Annotated in this window: 14 protein-coding genes and 3 rRNA genes; 14 read left to right on the forward strand and 3 right to left on the reverse strand. The window is 64.6% G+C overall.

What is annotated here, in order from left to right; all coding sequences use genetic code 11:
- Nucleotides 1-34: 34 nt before the first annotated feature.
- The 4 genes from D3H54_RS12860 to D3H54_RS12875 all read left to right on the forward strand — a co-directional run bounded on the left by D3H54_RS12860 (nt 35) and on the right by D3H54_RS12875 (nt 4656).
- The gene (locus tag D3H54_RS12860; protein WP_432246588.1) at nt 35-2980 is read left to right on the forward strand and encodes an acyl-CoA synthetase; all 2946 of its coding nucleotides are present in this window, start codon (nt 35-37) and stop codon (nt 2978-2980) included.
- A gap of 71 nt (nt 2981-3051) precedes the next feature.
- Nucleotides 3052-3603 carry a hypothetical protein gene (locus D3H54_RS12865; protein ID WP_149379364.1) on the forward strand — a complete coding sequence of 184 codons (552 nt, stop codon included), beginning with the start codon at nt 3052-3054 and terminating at the stop codon, nt 3601-3603.
- 6 nt (nt 3604-3609) lie between these two features.
- Entirely contained in the window at nt 3610-3810 is a 201-nt protein-coding gene (locus D3H54_RS12870) for a Trm112 family protein (protein WP_149379365.1), read from the forward strand.
- Between the two features lie 33 nt (nt 3811-3843).
- Nucleotides 3844-4656, forward strand: coding sequence for a lysophospholipid acyltransferase family protein (locus D3H54_RS12875; protein WP_149379366.1), 813 nt, complete (start codon nt 3844-3846; stop codon nt 4654-4656).
- A 3-nt stretch (nt 4657-4659) separates the two neighbouring features.
- On the opposite strand, the gene D3H54_RS12880 is transcribed toward D3H54_RS12875, so the two are convergent.
- The 3 genes from D3H54_RS12880 to D3H54_RS12890 are packed head-to-tail and all read right to left on the reverse strand — an operon-like array spanning nt 4660 to nt 6802.
- A complete protein-coding gene (locus D3H54_RS12880) occupies nt 4660-5277 on the reverse strand; it encodes a TetR/AcrR family transcriptional regulator (RefSeq protein WP_149379367.1) in 618 nt (205 codons plus the stop codon).
- Nucleotides 5274-6104, reverse strand: coding sequence for an ABC transporter permease (locus D3H54_RS12885; protein WP_168214848.1), 831 nt, complete (start codon nt 6102-6104; stop codon nt 5274-5276). The genes D3H54_RS12880 and D3H54_RS12885 overlap by 4 nt, the downstream gene beginning before the upstream one ends.
- Nucleotides 6038-6802 (reverse strand): ABC transporter ATP-binding protein, encoded by a 765-nt coding sequence (locus tag D3H54_RS12890; RefSeq protein WP_149379368.1) that lies wholly within the window; start codon nt 6800-6802, stop codon nt 6038-6040. Before D3H54_RS12890 ends, D3H54_RS12885 begins: the two co-directional genes overlap by 67 nt.
- A 59-nt stretch (nt 6803-6861) precedes the next feature.
- Between D3H54_RS12890 and D3H54_RS12895 the strand changes: the two genes are divergently transcribed.
- The 10 genes from D3H54_RS12895 (at nt 6862) to D3H54_RS12935 (ending at nt 18366) form a co-directional block, all read left to right on the forward strand.
- Nucleotides 6862-7473 carry a DNA-3-methyladenine glycosylase gene (locus D3H54_RS12895; RefSeq protein ID WP_149379369.1) on the forward strand — a complete coding sequence of 204 codons (612 nt, stop codon included), beginning with the start codon at nt 6862-6864 and terminating at the stop codon, nt 7471-7473.
- A gap of 27 nt (nt 7474-7500) precedes the next feature.
- Nucleotides 7501-8772 carry a tyrosine--tRNA ligase gene (gene tyrS, locus D3H54_RS12900; protein ID WP_149379370.1) on the forward strand — a complete coding sequence of 424 codons (1272 nt, stop codon included), beginning with the start codon at nt 7501-7503 and terminating at the stop codon, nt 8770-8772.
- A 398-nt stretch (nt 8773-9170) separates the two neighbouring features.
- Nucleotides 9171-10690: ribosomal RNA gene (locus tag D3H54_RS12905) — 16S ribosomal RNA — on the forward strand.
- 402 nt (nt 10691-11092) lie between these two features.
- Nucleotides 11093-14209: ribosomal RNA gene (locus D3H54_RS12910) — 23S ribosomal RNA — on the forward strand.
- 147 nt (nt 14210-14356) lie between these two features.
- Nucleotides 14357-14469, forward strand: a 5S ribosomal RNA gene (gene rrf, locus D3H54_RS12915).
- Together the 16S, 23S and 5S rRNA genes form the textbook arrangement of a ribosomal RNA operon.
- A 122-nt stretch (nt 14470-14591) precedes the next feature.
- On the forward strand, nt 14592-15428 hold the full coding sequence (locus tag D3H54_RS31480) for a tetratricopeptide repeat protein (protein ID WP_149379371.1): 837 nt from the start codon (nt 14592-14594) through the stop codon (nt 15426-15428).
- Between the two features lies 1 nt (nt 15429).
- Nucleotides 15430-16446 (forward strand): HAD-IIA family hydrolase, encoded by a 1017-nt coding sequence (locus D3H54_RS31485; protein WP_149379372.1) that lies wholly within the window; start codon nt 15430-15432, stop codon nt 16444-16446.
- 8 nt (nt 16447-16454) lie between these two features.
- Entirely contained in the window at nt 16455-16631 is a 177-nt protein-coding gene (locus D3H54_RS31205; protein ID WP_168214849.1) for a hypothetical protein, read from the forward strand.
- 8 nt (nt 16632-16639) lie between these two features.
- Nucleotides 16640-17449: a TlyA family RNA methyltransferase gene (locus D3H54_RS12930; protein WP_149379373.1), complete on the forward strand. Its 810-nt coding sequence runs from the start codon at nt 16640-16642 to the stop codon at nt 17447-17449.
- The gene (locus D3H54_RS12935; RefSeq protein ID WP_149379374.1) at nt 17446-18366 is read left to right on the forward strand and encodes an NAD kinase; all 921 of its coding nucleotides are present in this window, start codon (nt 17446-17448) and stop codon (nt 18364-18366) included. Before D3H54_RS12930 ends, D3H54_RS12935 begins: the two co-directional genes overlap by 4 nt.
- Nucleotide 18367 lies beyond the last annotated feature (1 nt).

Raw genomic sequence — 18367 nt, forward strand, 5'->3', positions numbered from 1 at the left:
CTTGTCGGCGGTCACCAGGCCTGTGGAGCGCCTGATGGCGACGGCGCAGAACGGGTTCGAGGTCTTGCGCTGGGGCGGTCTGGAAACCGGGGCGGTGCCCTCACCTTTCCAGATCGTCGAGAGCAAGCCGATGTACAAGCTCCGGCGCTACTTTCCGCCCGACAGCAGGGCCCGCGAGCGGCCTGCCGGGCCGCCGGTCCTGATGGTCCACCCGATGATGATGTCGGCGAACATGTGGGATGTCACCCGGGAGGACGGCGCCGTCGGCATCCTGCACGAGGCGGGCATCGACCCGTGGGTGATCGACTTCGGTTCGCCTGACGAGGTCGAGGGCGGCATGGAACGCAACCTCACCGACCACATCGTCGCGCTCAACGAGGCCATCGACACCGTCAGGGACACCACCGGACAGAGCGTTCATCTGGCGGGCTATTCGCAGGGCGGCATGTTCTGCTACCAGACCGCGGCCTACCGGCGGACGAAGGACATCGCCAGCATCGTCGCGTTCGGCTCCCCGGTGGACACGCTGGCGGCGCTGCCGATGGGCATCCCGCCCAACATCGGTGCGGTGGCCGCGGACTTCATGGCCGACCACGTGTTCAACCGCATCGACATTCCGGGATGGTTGGCCCGCACCGGTTTTCAGATGCTCGACCCTCTCAAGACCGCGAAAGCGCGCGTCGATTTCCTACTCCAGCTGCACGACCGTGACGCCCTGCTGCCGCGCGAACAACAGCGGCGCTTCCTGGATTCCGAAGGCTGGATCGCCTGGTCCGGCCCCGCGGTCTCCGAGCTGCTCAAGCAGTTCATCTCGCACAACCGGATGATGTCGGGCGGGTTCAACATCAACGGGCAGCTGGTGACGTTGTCCGATATCACCTGCCCGGTACTGGCTTTCGTCGGCGAGGTCGACGACATCGGTCAGCCCGCCTCGGTGCGCGGCATCAAGCGCGCCGCCCCTGGCGCGGACGTCTACGAGGTGATGATCCGGGCCGGCCACTTCGGTCTGGTGGTCGGATCCAAGGCGGCGACGGCGACGTGGCCGACGGTGGCGGATTGGGTGCGCTGGCTTGCCGGACAGGATTCCCGCCCCGCCGCCATCGCGCCCATGCAGGACAGCGATGCCGAGCCGGACGAGTCCGGGGTGGCCTTGTCGGCGCGACTGATGCACGGCGTGGCCGAGGCGTCGGAGGTCGCCTGGTCGTTGGCGCGCGGTGCGGCCGGGGCGGTGGTGAACACCAGGAAGTCGATGCGAACGCTCGCGGTGGAGACCGCCCGCACGCTGCCGCGCCTGACCCGGCTGGGGCAGATCAACGACCACACCAGAATCTCGCTGGGCCGCATCATCGACGAGCAGGCCGACGGCGCCCCCAACGGCGAATTCCTGTTGTACGACGGGCGGGTGCACACCTACGAGGCGGTGAACCGACGGATCAACAACGTGGTCCGCGGCCTGATCTCGGTGGGCGTCCGCCAGGGCGTGCGGGTCGGCGTCCTCATGGACACTCGGCCGTCGGCGCTGGTGGCGATCGCCGCGTTGTCTCGCCTCGGTGCTGTTGCGGTGCTGATGCCGCCCGACGCTGACCTCGACGAAGCGGTCCGGATCGGCGGGGTCACCGAGGTCATCACCGACCCGGGCAACCTCGACGCGGCCCGCAAGCTCCCGGTCGAGGTGCTGGTCCTCGGTGGCGGCGAGACCCGCGACCTGAATCTGCCCGACGACAGCGACGTCGTCGACATGGAGAAGATCGATCCGGACGCCGTCGCACTGCCGGGGTGGTACCGGCCAAACCCGGGCTTTGCGCGGGACCTGGCGTTCGTCGCGTTCAACACGGTCGGCGGGGCGTTGGTGCCCAAGCAGATCACCAACTACCGCTGGGCGTTGTCCGCGTTCGGCACCGCCTCGGCCGCTGCGCTGGGCCGCGGTGACACCGTCTACTGCCTGACTCCGCTGCACCACCAGTCCGGACTGCTGGTCAGCCTCGGCGGCGCGGTGGTCGGCGGCACCCGTATCGCGTTGTCGCGCGGGCTGCACCCGGACCGCTTCCTCACCGAGATCCGGCAGTACGGCGTCACCGTCGTCTCCTATACCTGGACGATGCTGCGCAGCGTTGTCGACGACCCGGATTTCCGGTTACGCGGCAACCATCCGGTGCGGTTGTTCATCGGCTCGGGCATGCCGCCCGGGCTGTGGCAACGGACTGTCGACGCCTTCAGCCCCGCCACCGTGGTCGAGTTCTTCGCGACCACCGACGGGCAGGCCGTGCTGGCCAATGTGGCCGGCGCCAAGATCGGCAGCAAGGGCCGTCCGCTGCCCGGCGGCGGCCAGGTCGAGTTGGCGGCCTACGACGCCGACGACGACCTGATCCTGGAAGACGACCGCGGGTTCGTGGTGGTCGCCGAGCCCAACGAGGTCGGTGTGCTGCTGGCCCGGCCGTGGGGGCCGATCGATCCGACCGCGTCGGTCAAGCGCGGTGTGTTCGCGCCCGGAGACACCTGGATCTCTACCGAGTACGTGTTCCGCCGGGACGCCGACGGCGACTTCTGGCTGCTGGGCAACCGTCCGCTGCTGATCCGAACCGAGCGCGGCGTGGTGTTCCCGGAGCCGGTCACCGACGCCGTCAGCCGGATCAACGCCGTCGACCTGGCCGCCACCTACGGCGTCGAGGGGCCCGCCGGCGTCGTCGCTGTCACCGCGATCACGCTGCGCGACGGCATGTCGGTGACCACCGCGGACCTCACCGACGCCTTCGCGTCGATGCCGGTGGGGCTGGCGCCCGACGTGGTGCACGTGGTGCCGGAGATCCCGCTCAGCGCCACCTACCGGCCGACGGTGTCGGCGCTGCGCGCCGACGGAATACCGAAGGCATCTCGTAACGCCTGGCATTTGGAGCCCGATACGGGGAAGTACAAGCGTTTGACGGCTGCGGCACGAGCTCAGCTTTGCGGTACCGATGACTCGAGCGGTGCCGAGAACTGAGCCTCTGCCCAGGTCGCGCGGCGCTGTTAGGCTCGCCGATAATCGCAGATCGCCACGCGTCGGAGGAATGCATGACAACCCAGACCGTTTCACGTCACTGGCGTCGCGCCGTTCGCGGCACGGCGATCGGTGCCCTGACCGCTGGGCTGCTGGTCGGCGTGGGTACGCAACAGGCGCTGGCTGACCCGAGCGCCGCGCCTGCCACGCCCACGGCGCCGGCGACCGCCGATGCCAACGGCGTCCCGCAGTTCCAGAGTGCCGACCAGCTGCTGCTGTTCATCGACCAGAACTACGACCAGGGCTCCGGCGGGGGCCAGCTGTCCAACCTGATCAAATCGGTGATGAAGCTGCGCGCACAGGGCATCAAGCCGTCCAAGACGAATATCGCCGAGATCCAGAACGCGCTGCAGTACCGCCCGAATCAGAAACCGCTGATCCAAGCGCTCCAGAACACGTTGGGCTACCAGCAGAAGATCTTCGCCCAGATGCAGCTCCTGCAGCAGGCGCAGCAGCGGCAGCAGAACAATGCCGTGATGGGCGCCGGCCAGATGCCCAGTGACGGCTCACCGACCATCGGCGGCAACAACGCCCCCGCGGCGGCGCCGCCGGCTGTGAGCCCGTAGCCCCACATGCTCGACGAGAAACTGCTGAACATCTTGGTGTGCCCTGCCGACCGCGGGCCGCTGCTCCTGGTGGACGACGTTCTGTACAACCCCCGCCTGCACAAGGCCTACCGCATCGAGGACGACATCCCGGTGTTGCTGGTCGACGAAGCCGTCGACGTCAGCCCCGACGAGCATGAGCGTCTGATGGCGCACTCGGAGTCCTGACCCACCAGGCCGGGTCGGGCGTACCGTTGCGCCATGGGGGACGACGACGTCGCCGAGCCGATGCGTGGCGAACTCGCCAGCTGGGATCCTTCCTTCACCCGGCACGTGCTTGGCCTGATGTGGCCGTTGTTGCGGTTGTACTTTCGCGCCGAGGTGCGTGGTCTCGGGTTGGTGCCACCGTCAGGCGGTGCGTTATTGGTGTGCAACCACTCGGGGGGCATGCTGACGCCCGACGTACCGATCTTCGGGCCGGCGTTCTATGCCGAGTTCGGCTACGACCGACCCTTGTACACACTGGCGCATTACGGAATCTTCATCGCGCCATGGGGTCCGCTGCTGCCACGCCTCGGAGTGGTGCACGCCAGCCCGGAGACTGCCAGGGCGGCACTGAACGCCGGAGCGGTCGTGCTGGTGTTCCCCGGCGGGGATTACGACGCGTACCGGCCCACGTCGCGGCAGAACGTCATCGACTTCGACGGTCGAACCGGGTACGCGCGCACCGCGATCGAAACCGGTGTGCCGATCGTACCGATGGTCTCGATCGGCGCCCAGGAGACCCAGTTCTTCCTCGGCCGGGGCACGCGCTTCGCGAAGCTGTTGGGGCTCACCAAGATCCGGATGGATATTCTCCCTGCGACGGCCGGCCTTCCGTTCGGGCTGACGGTCACCTTTCCGCCGAATCTGCCGTTGCCGTCGAAAATCGTGATGGAGGTCCTCGAGCCGGTGGATCCGGCGGCGTTCGGGAAGAACCCGGACGTCGACGAGGTCGACACCCATGTCCGCCGCGTCATGCAACGGGCACTGAACCGGCTGTCGCGCCAACGGCGTTTCCCCATCCTGGGGTGACTCTCAAGACAGTGCGGGCAGCTCCCCGGTGAGGTAGCGCTGCAACGTGGGCGCGATCGTCGCGCTGATCTGTTCCGGTGTCAGGGACGCGAACGGCTCCAGCCCGATGATGTAGCGCGCCATGACCACACCCACCAGTTGCGAGGCCACGAACTGCACGCGCAATCGTCCCGTACCGGGTGGGTTGTCCACTCGGCGACCGACTTCGGCGGTGACGATCTCCTGGAGGAACGAGCGCACGAGACTCACGTCGGCACCCGCCAGCAGGGACCGCATCGTCGCGATCAACCCTTTGCCCATCTCCGAGTCCCACAGCGGCAGAAGAATCGACGGAAGGACGTGGCCGAGTTCGTCGATTGGCGTGTCGCGCAGCGGAACCAGCACGGCCATCGGGTCGATCGGGATATTGATCGCCGCCGCGAACAGTTGTTCCTTGGTGCCGAAGTAGTGATGCACCAGGGCCGAGTCGACGCCCGCGGCGGCGGCGATCGACCTGATCGACGTCTTGTCGATCCCGTTGCGGGCGAACAGCTCTCGTGCGTTGGTCAGGATCCGTTCGCGGGTGTCGGACGCGCCCCGCGGGCGTCCGGGGCGCTTGGCCTGCCGGGGTTCGCCGGTCACGGGGTGCGCCGTCGCAGGGTGGCCGCGGCCAGTGCCATCGCCGCCATCGCGAAAGCGAGGACCACGATGATGTCCCGGATCGCGACGGCGGTCAGGTCGGTGTGGCTGTTCACCTGCTGTAATGCCTCCAGTGCGTAGCTGGCCGGCATCGCATTGCTGATCCATTCCAGCCAGGTCGGCATCTGATTGCGCGGCACGATGATTCCGGCCAGCAACAGCTGGGGGACGATGACCACCGGCATGAACTGCACGGCCTGAAATTCGGTGCGGGCGAACGCGCTTGCCAGCAAGCCGAGGCCGACACCCAACACCGCGTTGATGACCGCGATGACGAACACCCACAGCGGGCTGCCCTTGGTGTCGAAACCCAACAGCCAGAACGCGACGACGCACGCCAGGATTGCCTGCGCAGCGGCCGCGACCGAGAATGCCGAGCCGTAGGCGGCCAGCAGGTCCAGCCGTCGTAACGGGGTGGTCAGGATTCGTTCCAACGTTCCCGAGGATCGTTCGCGCTGCATGGTGATCGAGGTGATCAGGAACATCACGAATAGTGGGAACAGTCCGAGCAGGATCAGGCATGTCGTCTGGAACGGCGAGACCGCGCCCGGGAACGTCGGCACGTCGTCGAACATGAAGTACATCAACGTAATCACGGCGCTGGGCACCACGAGGATCATTGCGACACTCCGGTGGTCGGCCCGCAGTTGGCGCAGAATGCGGCCGGTGGTGGCCAGGTAGGCGCCCAGGAAGGGACGCGGCCTCAGCTTGCTGGCGCTGCGGTGCTGTGCCTGATGATGGACAGGAACGCTTCCTCCAGTGATGTGCATCCGGTGTCCTCTCGCAGTCGTGCGGGGGTGGTCTGGGCCAGCAGTCGGCCTTCGCGCATGAGCAGCAGTCCCGCGCAGTGGTCGGCCTCGTCCATCACGTGACTGGACACCAGCAAGGTGGTGCCCCGGCGGGCCAGCGCGTCGAACTGGGCCCACAGGTCCACCCGCAGCACGGGATCGAGGCCGACGGTCGGCTCGTCGAGCACCAGCAGATCGGGCGCACAGACCAGCGCGCAGGCCAGCGACACCCGGGCGCGCTGTCCGCCCGACAGGTTGGCGCAGTACGCGGAGGCGTGATCACGCAGTCCGACGTCGTCGACCGCGCGATCGGCCACTGCGGGGCTGGCGCCGTACAGCGCGGCGAAGTAGCGGACGTTGTCGATGACCCGCAGGTCGTTGTAGATCGTCGGATCCTGGGTGACGTAGCCGACCCGGTGCCGCAGCGCGGGGGAGCCGGCCGGGTGGCCGAGCACGGTCACGGTTCCCGACGTGACGATCTGGGTTCCGACGATGCTGCGCATCAGCGTGGTCTTGCCGCAGCCCGACGGGCCGAGTAGCCCGGTGATCGAACCGCGGGGGATCGTGACCGAGATGTCGTGAAGGGCGACCCGCTTACCGCGCACCACGTGCAGGTGCTCGACCAGGATGGCGGCTTCAGTACCGCCGGCCATTAATTCATCAACCGATGAACTCATCACGCGATGAATAATGCTCCCGATCGCGGGGCAGGTCAAGGGCTGGGGCAGAATTTCGTCCGATGGGTGATCAGCTGGACACGGATCCGGTCTCGGCAGCGCGACTTCTGCTCGGCGGGGTCATCAGCTGCCGGGGTGTCAGCGCGCTGATCGTGGAGGTCGAGGCCTACGGCGGCCCGCCGGACGGCCCGTGGCCGGACGCCTCGGCCCACTCGTATCGGGGTCCGAGCATCCGCAACAACGTCATGTTCGGCCCGGCCGGTCACCTGTATACGTATCGAAGCCACGGCATCCATGTCTGCGCCAACGTGTCGTGCGGCCCCGACGGCACGGCTGCGGCGGTGCTGGTGCGGGCCGCGGCGATCGAGTCGGGTCTGGACGTGGCGCAGGTCCGGCGCGGCCCGTCGGTTCGCCCGGCGGCGTTGGCCCGTGGTCCGGGCAACCTCTGTTCGGCGCTGGGCATCGTGATGGACGACAACGGGGTCGACGTCTTCGATCCGGCCTCGCCGGTGACCGTCCAGCTCGGTGACGAGGATGGACCCGAGAGCTCGGGTCCGCGGGTTGGGGTCTCGCAGGCCGCCGATCGGCCGTGGCGATTGTGGCTCACCGGACGTCCGGAGGTGTCGGCCTACCGTCGCAGTCCCCGCGCGCCAATCCCGGGCGCGAGCGACTGAGCGCATCCCATGCGGGAAGATCAACCCATGAGCACGACGATTCTCGACGAGTTGGGCTGGCGGGAGCTGATTGCGCAGTCGACCGATATCGACGCGCTGGCCGCGGCAGCCGCGCAGCCCCCGATGACTGTGTATTGCGGGTTCGATCCGACCGCGCCGAGCCTGCACGCGGGAAATCTGGTGCCGTTGCTCACACTTCGTCGATTCCAGCGGGCCGGACACCGGCCGATCGTGCTGGCCGGCGGCGCCACCGGAATGATTGGTGATCCTCGCGACACCGGCGAGCGGACCATGAACACCACCGACACCGTCGCGCAGTGGGCCGAGCGAATCCGCGGCCAATTGGAGCGTTTCGTCGACTTCGACGAGTCATCCAGCGGGGCGGTCGTGGAGAACAACTTGAACTGGACCGCGCAGCTGAGCGCCATCGACTTCCTGCGCGACGTCGGCAAGCACTTCTCGGTGAACGTGATGCTCGACCGCGACACGATCCGTCGCCGGCTCGACGGTGACGGCATCTCGTACACCGAATTCAGCTACATGCTGCTGCAGGCCAACGACTATGTGGAGCTGCACCGGCGCTACGGCTGCTCGCTGCAGATCGGTGGCTCCGATCAGTGGGGCAACATCATCGCCGGGGTGCGGCTGGTTCGTCAGACGCTGGGCGCGAGCGTCCATGCGCTGACCGTGCCGCTGGTCACCGCTGCGGACGGGACCAAGTTCGGCAAGTCCACCGGAGGCGGCAGCCTATGGCTGGATCCGGAGATGACCAGCCCATACGCCTGGTATCAGTACTTCGTCAACACCGCCGACGCCGACGTGGTCCGGTACCTGCGCTGGTTCACATTCCTGTCTGCCGACGAACTGGCCGAGCTCGCGCAGGCCACGGCGGAACGTCCACATGAGCGCGCCGCACAGCGGCGGCTGGCCCAAGAACTCACCACGTTGGTGCACGGCCCCGCCGCCACTGAGGCCGTCGAGCACGCGTCGCAGGCGTTGTTCGGCAGAGGCGAGCTATCCCGGCTCGATGAACCGACTCTGTCGGCCGCGCTGCGGGAGACGACGGTGGCCGAACTCGGCCCGGGCGGTGCGGACGGCATCGTCGATCTGTTGGTGGCCACCGGTCTGTCGGCGAGCAAGGGCGCTGCCAAGCGCACCATCGCCGAAGGGGGCGTGTCGGTCAACAACGAGAAGATCAACAGCGAGGACTGGGTGGCACAACCGTCCCACTTCCTGCACGGGCGCTGGTTGGTGCTGCGCCGCGGGAAGCGGAATGTCGCTGGGGTGCAGCGGGTTTGAGCCTTCGGCGTGCGGGCGAAACGCCGATCTAGCAGGCGATTTGACTCCCTGTTAGCTCGTCTGTAACTTATTCCAAGTCGCCGCGACACGGCCAGCCCGGAGAGCGCGACGATATCCCCGGGAATAACCCTGGAATACAGGGTGTTCCTACTGTCCGCTCTACGTGATCCGCGGCCTTTTGGTCGCGGGATCGTTGCGCGGCCGGGAGGTTGCCAGGGACTGTTGTTTGAGAACTCAATAGTGTGTTTGGTGGTTTTTGTTTGTTGTTGTTTTTTGCCGCATTCTGATACCCCCGTGTTGGGGTGCGGTTTTTTTGATGCCAAGTGTTTGGTGTCTTGTTTTGTTAGGTCAGGCTTGTTCTGATTCGAATTCTGCCTTGCCTTTGGGTGAGGGGTTTTTGTTTGGAGAGTTTGATTCTGGCTCAGGACGAACGCTGGCGGCGTGCTTAACACATGCAAGTCGAACGGAAAGGCCCTTCGGGGTACTCGAGTGGCGAACGGGTGAGTAACACGTGGGTGATCTGCCCTGCACTTTGGGATAAGCCTGGGAAACTGGGTCTAATACCGAATAGGACCGCATGCTTCATGGTGTGTGGTGGAAAGCTTTTGCGGTGTGGGATGGGCCCGCGGCCTATCAGCTTGTTGGTGGGGTAATGGCCTACCAAGGCGACGACGGGTAGCCGGCCTGAGAGGGTGTCCGGCCACACTGGGACTGAGATACGGCCCAGACTCCTACGGGAGGCAGCAGTGGGGAATATTGCACAATGGGCGCAAGCCTGATGCAGCGACGCCGCGTGAGGGATGACGGCCTTCGGGTTGTAAACCTCTTTCAGCAGGGACGAAGCGCAAGTGACGGTACCTGTAGAAGAAGCACCGGCCAACTACGTGCCAGCAGCCGCGGTAATACGTAGGGTGCGAGCGTTGTCCGGAATTACTGGGCGTAAAGAGCTCGTAGGTGGTTTGTCGCGTTGTTCGTGAAAACTCACAGCTCAACTGTGGGCGTGCGGGCGATACGGGCAGACTTGAGTACTGCAGGGGAGACTGGAATTCCTGGTGTAGCGGTGGAATGCGCAGATATCAGGAGGAACACCGGTGGCGAAGGCGGGTCTCTGGGCAGTAACTGACGCTGAGGAGCGAAAGCGTGGGGAGCGAACAGGATTAGATACCCTGGTAGTCCACGCCGTAAACGGTGGGTACTAGGTGTGGGTTTCCTTCCTTGGGATCCGTGCCGTAGCTAACGCATTAAGTACCCCGCCTGGGGAGTACGGCCGCAAGGCTAAAACTCAAAGAAATTGACGGGGGCCCGCACAAGCGGCGGAGCATGTGGATTAATTCGATGCAACGCGAAGAACCTTACCTGGGTTTGACATGCACAGGACGCCGGCAGAGATGTCGGTTCCCTTGTGGCCTGTGTGCAGGTGGTGCATGGCTGTCGTCAGCTCGTGTCGTGAGATGTTGGGTTAAGTCCCGCAACGAGCGCAACCCTTGTCTCATGTTGCCAGCACGTAATGGTGGGGACTCGTGAGAGACTGCCGGGGTCAACTCGGAGGAAGGTGGGGATGACGTCAAGTCATCATGCCCCTTATGTCCAGGGCTTCACACATGCTACAATGGCCGGTACAAAGGGCTGCGATGCCGTGAGGTGGAGCGAATCCTTTCAAAGCCGGTCTCAGTTCGGATCGGGGTCTGCAACTCGACCCCGTGAAGTCGGAGTCGCTAGTAATCGCAGATCAGCAACGCTGCGGTGAATACGTTCCCGGGCCTTGTACACACCGCCCGTCACGTCATGAAAGTCGGTAACACCCGAAGCCGGTGGCCTAACCCCTTGTGGGAGGGAGCCGTCGAAGGTGGGATCGGCGATTGGGACGAAGTCGTAACAAGGTAGCCGTACCGGAAGGTGCGGCTGGATCACCTCCTTTCTAAGGAGCACCACGAGAATCAGGTCCGCCCACATCGTGTGGGGGTTCGGTGTCCTGGTCGATTCGTTGGATGGCCTCTCGCCTGTAGTGGGTGGGGGTCTGGTGCACGACAAGCAAACATCCAGGACGGGGACCTTCCTTTTGGGGGGTTGTCTGGTGCTGCCAAACACACTGTTGGGCTTTGAGACAACAGGCCCGTGCCCGGGTTCCCGGGTGGCTCTGCGTTGGCGGGGTCGGCGTGTTGTTGCTCCATCTTTGGTGGTGGGGTGTGGTGTTTGATTTGTGGATAGTGGTTGCGAGCATCTAGCGCGCACATGGTGCCTGTCTGGGGTTTCGGCTCTGGTGGGTGGTGTGTGGGTGCGATTGATGTGCAATTTCTTTTTTTCGAATTGGTTTTTTGTGTTGTAAGTGTGTAAGAGCGCATGGTGGATGCCTTGGCACTGGGAGCCGATGAAGGACGTGGGAGGCTGCGTTATGCCTCGGGGAGCTGCCAACCGAGCGTTGATCCGAGGATGTCCGAATGGGGAAACCCGGCACGAGTGATGTCGTGTCACCCGCATCTGAATACATAGGGTGCGGGGGGGAACGCGGGGAAGTGAAACATCTCAGTACCCGTAGGAAGAGAAAACAATTGTGATTCCGTTAGTAGTGGCGAGCGAACGCGGAGGATGGCTAAACCGTATGCATGTGATACCCGGCAGGGGTTGTGTGTGCGGTGTTGTGGGACGTTTCGTCTTCGGTCTGCCGGCCGGGGCGGGAGTGATAAACCGTGGTGTTAGGTGAAGTGGCCTGGGATGGCCTGCCGTAGTGGGTGAGAGCCCCGTAACTGAAAACATCACGGCTCCTGTGGAACTGTTCCCGAGTAGCAGCGGGCCCGTGGAATCTGCTGTGAATCTGCCGGGACCACCCGGTAAGCCTGAATACTTCTCAGTGACCGATAGCGGATTAGTACCGTGAGGGAATGGTGAAAAGTACCCCGGGAGGGGAGTGAAATAGTACCTGAAACCGTGCGCTTACAATCCGTCAGAGCCCTCCTTCGTGGTGGGGTGATGGCGTGCCTTTTGAAGAATGAGCCTGCGAGTCAGGGACATGTCGCGAGGTTAACCCGTGTGGGGTAGCCGTAGCGAAAGCGAGTCTGAATAGGGCGTATCCACACAACAGTGTGTGGTGTAGTGGTGTGTTCTGGACCCGAAGCGGAGTGATCTACCCATGGCCAGGGTGAAGCGCGGGTAAGACCGCGTGGAGGCCCGAACCCACTTAGGTTGAAGACTGAGGGGATGAGTTGTGGGTAGGGGTGAAAGGCCAATCAAACTCCGTGATAGCTGGTTCTCCCCGAAATGCATTTAGGTGCAGCGTTGCGTGTTTCTTGCCGGAGGTAGAGCTACTGGATGGCCGATGGGCCCCACAGGGTTACTGACGTCAGCCAAACTCCGAATGCCGGTAAGTGAAAGCGTGGCAGTGAGACGGCGGGGGATAAGCTCCGTACGTCGAGAGGGAAACAGCCCAGATCGCCGGCTAAGGCCCCTAAGCGTGTGCTAAGTGGAAAAGGATGTGCAGTCGCAGAGACAACCAGGAGGTTGGCTTAGAAGCAGCCACCCTTGAAAGAGTGCGTAATAGCTCACTGGTCAAGTGATTGTGCGCCGATAATGTAGCGGGGCTCAAGCACACCGCCGAAGCCGCGGCATCGAACTTGTTCGATGGGTAGGGGAGCGTCCTGCACACCGGTGAAGCAGCCTGGTAATGGAGCTGTGGAGGGTGTGGGAGTGAGAATGCAGGCATGAGTAGCGATAAGGCAAGTGAGAACCTTGCCCGCCGAAAGACCAAGGGTTCCTGGGCCAGGCCAGTCCGCCCAGGGTGAGTCGGGACCTAAGGCGAGGCCGACAGGCGTAGTCGATGGACAACGGGTTGATATTCCCGTACCCGTGTGTGAGCGTCCCTGATGAATCCATTCTGCTAATCGCCCAAATGGTGTCCCACCAATTCCTTCGGGAAGCGGGGGTCACCGGCTGCGCGAGACCCGGGTGGGTAGTAGTCAAGCGACGGGGTGACGCAGGTAGGTAGCCGTACCAGTCAGTGGTAATACTGGGGCAAGCCCGTAGGGAGTCAGATAGGCAAATCCGTCTGGCATATATCCTGAGAGGTGATGCATAGCCGAGTGAGGCGAATTCGGTGATCCTTTGCTGCCAAGAAAAGCCTCTAGCGAGCGCACACACGGCCCGTACCCCAAACCAACACAGGTGGTCAGGTAGAGAATACCAAGGCGTACGAGTGAACTATGGTTAAGGAACTCGGCAAAATACCCCCGTAACTTCGGGAGAAGGGGGACCTCCTACTGTCATGGCACTTGCTGCCGGCAGCGGTGGGGGGTGGCACAAACCAGTGAGAAGCGACTGTTTACTAAAAACACAGGTCCGTGCGAAGTCGCAAGACGATGTATACGGACTGACGCCTGCCCGGTGCTGGAAGGTTAAGAGGACCCGTTAACCCTTGGGTGAAGCGGAGAATTTAAGCCCCAGTAAACGGCGGTGGTAACTATAACCATCCTAAGGTAGCGAAATTCCTTGTCGGGTAAGTTCCGACCTGCACGAATGGCGTAACGACTTCTCAACTGTCTCAACCATAGACTCGGCGAAATTGCACTACGAGTAAAGATGCTCGTTACGCGCGGCAGGACGAAAAGACCCCGGGACCTTCACTATAGCTTGGTATTGGCGTTCGATACGGTTTGTGTAGGATAGGTGGGAGACTGTGAAACTCACACGCCAGTGTGGGCGGAGTCATTGTTGAAATACCACTCTGATCGTATTGGACTTCTAACTTCGGACCGTATATCCGGTCCAGGGACAGTGCCTGGTGGGTAGTTTAACTGGGGCGGTTGCCTCCTAAAATGTAACGGAGGCGCCCAAAGGTTCCCTCAACCTGGACGGCAATCAGGTGTTGAGTGCAAGTGCACAAGGGAGCTTGACTGCGAGACGGACATGTCAAGCAGGGACGAAAGTCGGGACTAGTGATCCGGCACCCCCGAGTGGAAGGGGTGTCGCTCAACGGATAAAAGGTACCCCGGGGATAACAGGCTGATCTTCCCCAAGAGTCCATATCGACGGGATGGTTTGGCACCTCGATGTCGGCTCGTCGCATCCTGGGGCTGGAGCAGGTCCCAAGGGTTGGGCTGTTCGCCCATTAAAGCGGCACGCGAGCTGGGTTTAGAACGTCGTGAGACAGTTCGGTCTCTATCCGCCGCGCGCGTCAGAAACTTGAGGAAACCTGTCCCTAGTACGAGAGGACCGGGACGGACGAACCTCTGGTCCACCAGTTGTCCCACCAGGGGCACCGCTGGATAGCCACGTTCGGACAGGATAACCGCTGAAAGCATCTAAGCGGGAAACCTTCTCCAAGACCAGGTTTCTCACCCTTTTAGAGGGATAAGGCCCCCCGCAGACCACGGGATCGATAGACCAGACCTATACGCACCGCAAGGTGTTCAGGGAACTGGCACTAACCGGCCGAAAACTTACAACAACCAAAACAAACAACCAGTTGATTCGGACACTGTAAGACGCACATCAACGCCCGCAACCACACCACAGCAGTCACAACACTGCACCCCACCACCAAAACTAAACCTCCCCCACACACGGGGGACACTCAAAAAAGAGTGAATAAAGTTACGGCGGCCATAGCGGCAGGGAAACGCCCGGTCCCATCCCGAACCCGGAAGCTAAGCCTACCAGCGCCGATGATACTACCCAACAGGGTGGAAAAGTAGGACACCGCCGAACACAATTTAGTGAAACGCCCCCCGAGAAATCGGGGGGCGTTTCCATTTGAATTCCGAATTCCATTCGCCGCTTTTCAATTATCCGAATTGTGACTGTCTGAGGCCTGCCCGTATCCTTTACGGGTGGTCGATGACAGGCAAGGCAATTCCGGCGGGCGTCCGCCCCGTCGTCCCTCGGCGGCCGGCGCTGGAAACCGCGACCGCTGGGGCAGCAACGCGCCACGCCGGTCGGGGCCGGGCCGTGCCCGTCCGGCACAGCCACGGCAGACCCCCGGCGACGACAGAAGCAGCGCAACCCAGGCCGGTCCGGTCATTCCGTCGTCTATCGAGGCCAAGCAACTCGCGCCCGAAATCCGCGGCGAGCTCTCGACTTTGGATCGTGCGACCGCCGACACCGTCGCCCGTCACCTGGTCGCGGCCGGCGAACTGCTCGACGAGGATCCGCAGGCCGCTCTGGAACACGCCCAGGCCGCGCGGGCCCGTTCGGGTCGGATCGCGGCGGTACGCGAAGCCGTCGGCATCGCTGCCTACCAGTGCGGTGACTGGGCCCAGGCGCTGTCCGAGTTCCGTGCCGCCCGGCGGATGGGCAGCAAGTCGCAATTGCTTCCGCTGATCGCCGACTGCGAACGCGGCGTAGGCCGGCCCGAACGTGCCATCGAACTGGCCCGCAGCCCCGAAGCGGCCGAGCTGACCGGCGACGACGCCGACGAGCTGCGGATCGTCGCTGCCGGGGCACGTGCCGACCTCGGTCAACTCGAGCAGGCGCTGGTGGTGTTGTCCACGCCCCAACCCGACCCCTCGCGCACCGGCTCGACCGCCGCCCGACTGTTCTACGCCTACGCCGAGACGCTCCTGGCCCTCGATCGCGGTGAGGATGCGCTGCAGTGGTTCATCCATGCCGCCGCCGCCGACGTCGAAGGCGTCACCGACGCCGAAGACCGGGTCGGCGAGCTGGCCTGAGATGACTACCCTTGCGCAGCAACATGATTGCTTGCTGCTCGATTTGGACGGCACCGTGTTCCGCGGTCATGAGCCGACCGAGGGCGCCATCGATGCCCTCGACGCCGCGCAGACCCGCAAGCTGTTCGTCACCAACAACGCGTCTCGCGCCGCAGAGGACGTGGCCGCCCATCTGCGCGAGCTCGGCTTCGTCGCGGACGCCGCCGATGTGGTGACCAGCGCCCAGAGTGCGGCACGGCTGCTGGCCCAGCAGCTGAAGCCGGGGTCGAAGGTGCTGATCGTCGGGACCGACGCGCTGGCCGGTGAGGTCGAGGCGGTCGGGCTGCAGCCGGTCCGACGGTTCGATGACGGACCCGTCGCCGTCGTGCAGGGACACTCGACGACGACCGGATGGCCCGACCTGGCCGAGGCTGCGCTTGCCATCCGCTCCGGTGCGCTCTGGGTTGCCGCCAACATTGACCGCACCCTGCCCACCGAACGAGGTCTACTCCCCGGCAATGGCTCGATGGTCGCCGCGCTGCGAACGGCCACCGACGCCAAGTACCAGGTGGCGGGAAAACCCGCTCCGGCACTGATGCGAGATGCGTTGGCGCGGGGTTCCTTTGACACTCCGCTGGTGGTCGGTGACCGCCTGGACACCGATATCGCCGGTGCCAACGCCGCGGATCTGCCCAGCCTCATGGTGCTGTGCGGGGTGAGCACCGCGGCCGAGGCGGTGCACGCGGTCCCGGAGCAACGTCCTACCTACATCGGCGCAGACCTCCGCGATCTGCACACCGGCTCCGAGGCGCTGCGGGTGGCCGAGCAGGCGGCCTGGCGTGTCGAGGTCAGCGACGGCTCGGTGATCGTGAGCGCGGCGGGCGCAGACCACAGCGACGACGGGCTCTCGGTGGTCCGTGCCACTGCTCGTGCGGTGTGGGATGCCGAACGCCAACTGGAGGTGCGCGCCGGTGACGATGCCGCACGCGCCGCGCTGCGGCGCTGGTCCCTGCTGACGGCGCCGGATCAGCTAGCGTGAACGGTGATATGAACGCCGACCCCGAACAGATTCGCGCCGATATCGACGCCGTGCTGGCCCAGGTGCCCAGCGTCGATCCAGACAGCGTCGACGTCGCCGGTGTCGACATCGATGCCGTCGGACGGCAGCTCGAGGAAGCGCACCAGATTCTGGTCAATGCGCTGGAATCGGTGGAGAAGGGCTGAGTTCGCGCATGACGCGGCGTGCCCGGGTTGACGCTGAGCTGGTCCGTCGTGGACTGGCGCGGTCACGACAGCAGGCGGCCGAACTCATCGGCGCCGGCCGGGTCAGCATCGACGGCATGCGTGCGGTCAAACCCGCCACCGCGGTCGCCATCACCGCCAACCTGACCGTCGAGGCCGGCGACGAACGCACCTGGGTGTCGCGCGGCGCCCACAAGCTCATCGGTGCCCTCGACGCCTTCGGCATCGACCCGGCCGGTCGGCGCTGCCTCGACGCCGGCGCCTCGACCGGCGGCTTCACCGAGGTGCTGCTGGACCGCGGCGCCACCGAAGTCGTGGCCGTCGACGTCGGCTACGGCCAGCTGGCCTGGTCGCTGCGCTCCGATCCGCGGGTGGCGGTCATCGAGCGCACGAATGTGCGGGACCTGACCCCCGATGCGATCGGCGGCCCCGTCGACCTCGTGGTATCCGACCTGTCGTTCATTTCACTGGCCACGGTGCTGCCCGCACTGACTGTCTGCGCGTCGGCGCACGCCGATATCGTTCCCATGGTGAAGCCACAATTCGAGGTCGGTCGCGAGCAGGTCGGTGCAGGCGGGGTGGTGTCCGATCCGGAATTGCGGGCCTCTGCGGTACTGGCCGTGGCCGCTCGCGCCGGTCAGCTCGGCTGGCAGACCGTCGGCGCGACCGCGAGCCCGCTGCCCGGCCCCTCGGGCAACGTCGAATACTTTTTGTGGCTGCGTGCCGAAACAGACAACGGATTGCACGGAGACGAACTGGACGCCGCGGTACGCCGCGCCGTCGCGGAAGGACCGCAATGACTTCTGAGCGGGCGATCCTGCTCGTCGTACACACTGCCCGCGAGGAGGCTATCGAGACGGCTCGTCGGGTGGAAAAGGTGTTGGGCGACAACGGCATAGCGCTGCGTGTGCTCTCTGCCGAGTCAGTGGATCGCGGCACCCATTTCGACCCCACCGAAATGCAGGCGGTGGGCTCGACCACCGAGGTGGTCGACGCCGATGCCAACGCGGCCGTCGGGTGCGAGCTGGTGCTTGTCCTCGGAGGTGACGGCACCTTCCTGCGCGCCGCCGAACTGGCCCGCAACGCGGAGATTCCCGTGCTCGGCATCAACCTGGGACGCATCGGGTTTTTGGCCGAGGCCGAAGCCGAAGCCATCGACACCGTCCTCGAGCATGTCGTCACCCGCACCTACCGCGTCGAGGAGCGGATGACCCTCGACATCGCGGTGCGCGCCAAGGGTGAGGTCATCGCCCGCGGTTGGGCCCTCAATGAAGCCAGTCTGGAGAAGGGCGCGCGGCTCGGGGTGATCGGCGTCGTGCTGGAGATCGACGGCAGGCCAGTGTCCGCCTTCGGCTGCGACGGTGTCCTGGTGTCCAGCCCGACCGGCTCCACCGCCTACGCGTTCTCGGCCGGCGGGCCCGTGGTGTGGCCGGATCTGGAGGCAATGATCGTGGTGCCCAACAACGCTCACGCGTTGTTCGCGCGCCCGATGGTGACCAGCCCGACTGCGCTGATCGCCATCGAGATCGAGGACGACAGCCACGAGGCGCTGGTGTTCTGCGACGGTCGCCGCGAGATGCGGGTGCCGGCCGGCGGGCGGCTCGAGGTGACCAAATGCACGACACCACTGAAGTGGGTGCGCCTCGACAGCGCGCCGTTCACCGATCGCCTGGTGCGCAAATTCCGGCTGCCGGTCACCGGCTGGCGGGGGCAGTGAT

Source organism: Mycobacterium sp. ELW1 (assembly GCF_008329905.1).
Taxonomy (GTDB): domain Bacteria; phylum Actinomycetota; class Actinomycetes; order Mycobacteriales; family Mycobacteriaceae; genus Mycobacterium.

Bases quoted from the DNA above. Each gene is read 5' to 3' on its own strand.
- D3H54_RS12860 (WP_432246588.1), top strand. From the start codon at position 35: ATGGCGACGGCGCAGAACGGGTTCGAGGTCTTGCGCTGGGGCGGTCTG.
- D3H54_RS12865 (WP_149379364.1), top strand. From the start codon at position 3,052: ATGACAACCCAGACCGTTTCACGTCACTGGCGTCGCGCCGTTCGCGGC.
- D3H54_RS12870 (WP_149379365.1), top strand. From the start codon at position 3,610: ATGCTCGACGAGAAACTGCTGAACATCTTGGTGTGCCCTGCCGACCGC.
- D3H54_RS12875 (WP_149379366.1), top strand. From the start codon at position 3,844: ATGGGGGACGACGACGTCGCCGAGCCGATGCGTGGCGAACTCGCCAGC.
- D3H54_RS12885 (WP_168214848.1), bottom strand. From the start codon at position 6,104: ATGCACATCACTGGAGGAAGCGTTCCTGTCCATCATCAGGCACAGCAC.
- D3H54_RS12895 (WP_149379369.1), top strand. From the start codon at position 6,862: ATGGGTGATCAGCTGGACACGGATCCGGTCTCGGCAGCGCGACTTCTG.
- tyrS (WP_149379370.1), top strand. From the start codon at position 7,501: ATGAGCACGACGATTCTCGACGAGTTGGGCTGGCGGGAGCTGATTGCG.
- D3H54_RS31485 (WP_149379372.1), top strand. From the start codon at position 15,430: ATGACTACCCTTGCGCAGCAACATGATTGCTTGCTGCTCGATTTGGAC.
- D3H54_RS31205 (WP_168214849.1), top strand. From the start codon at position 16,455: ATGAACGCCGACCCCGAACAGATTCGCGCCGATATCGACGCCGTGCTG.
- D3H54_RS12930 (WP_149379373.1), top strand. From the start codon at position 16,640: ATGACGCGGCGTGCCCGGGTTGACGCTGAGCTGGTCCGTCGTGGACTG.
- D3H54_RS12935 (WP_149379374.1), top strand. From the start codon at position 17,446: ATGACTTCTGAGCGGGCGATCCTGCTCGTCGTACACACTGCCCGCGAG.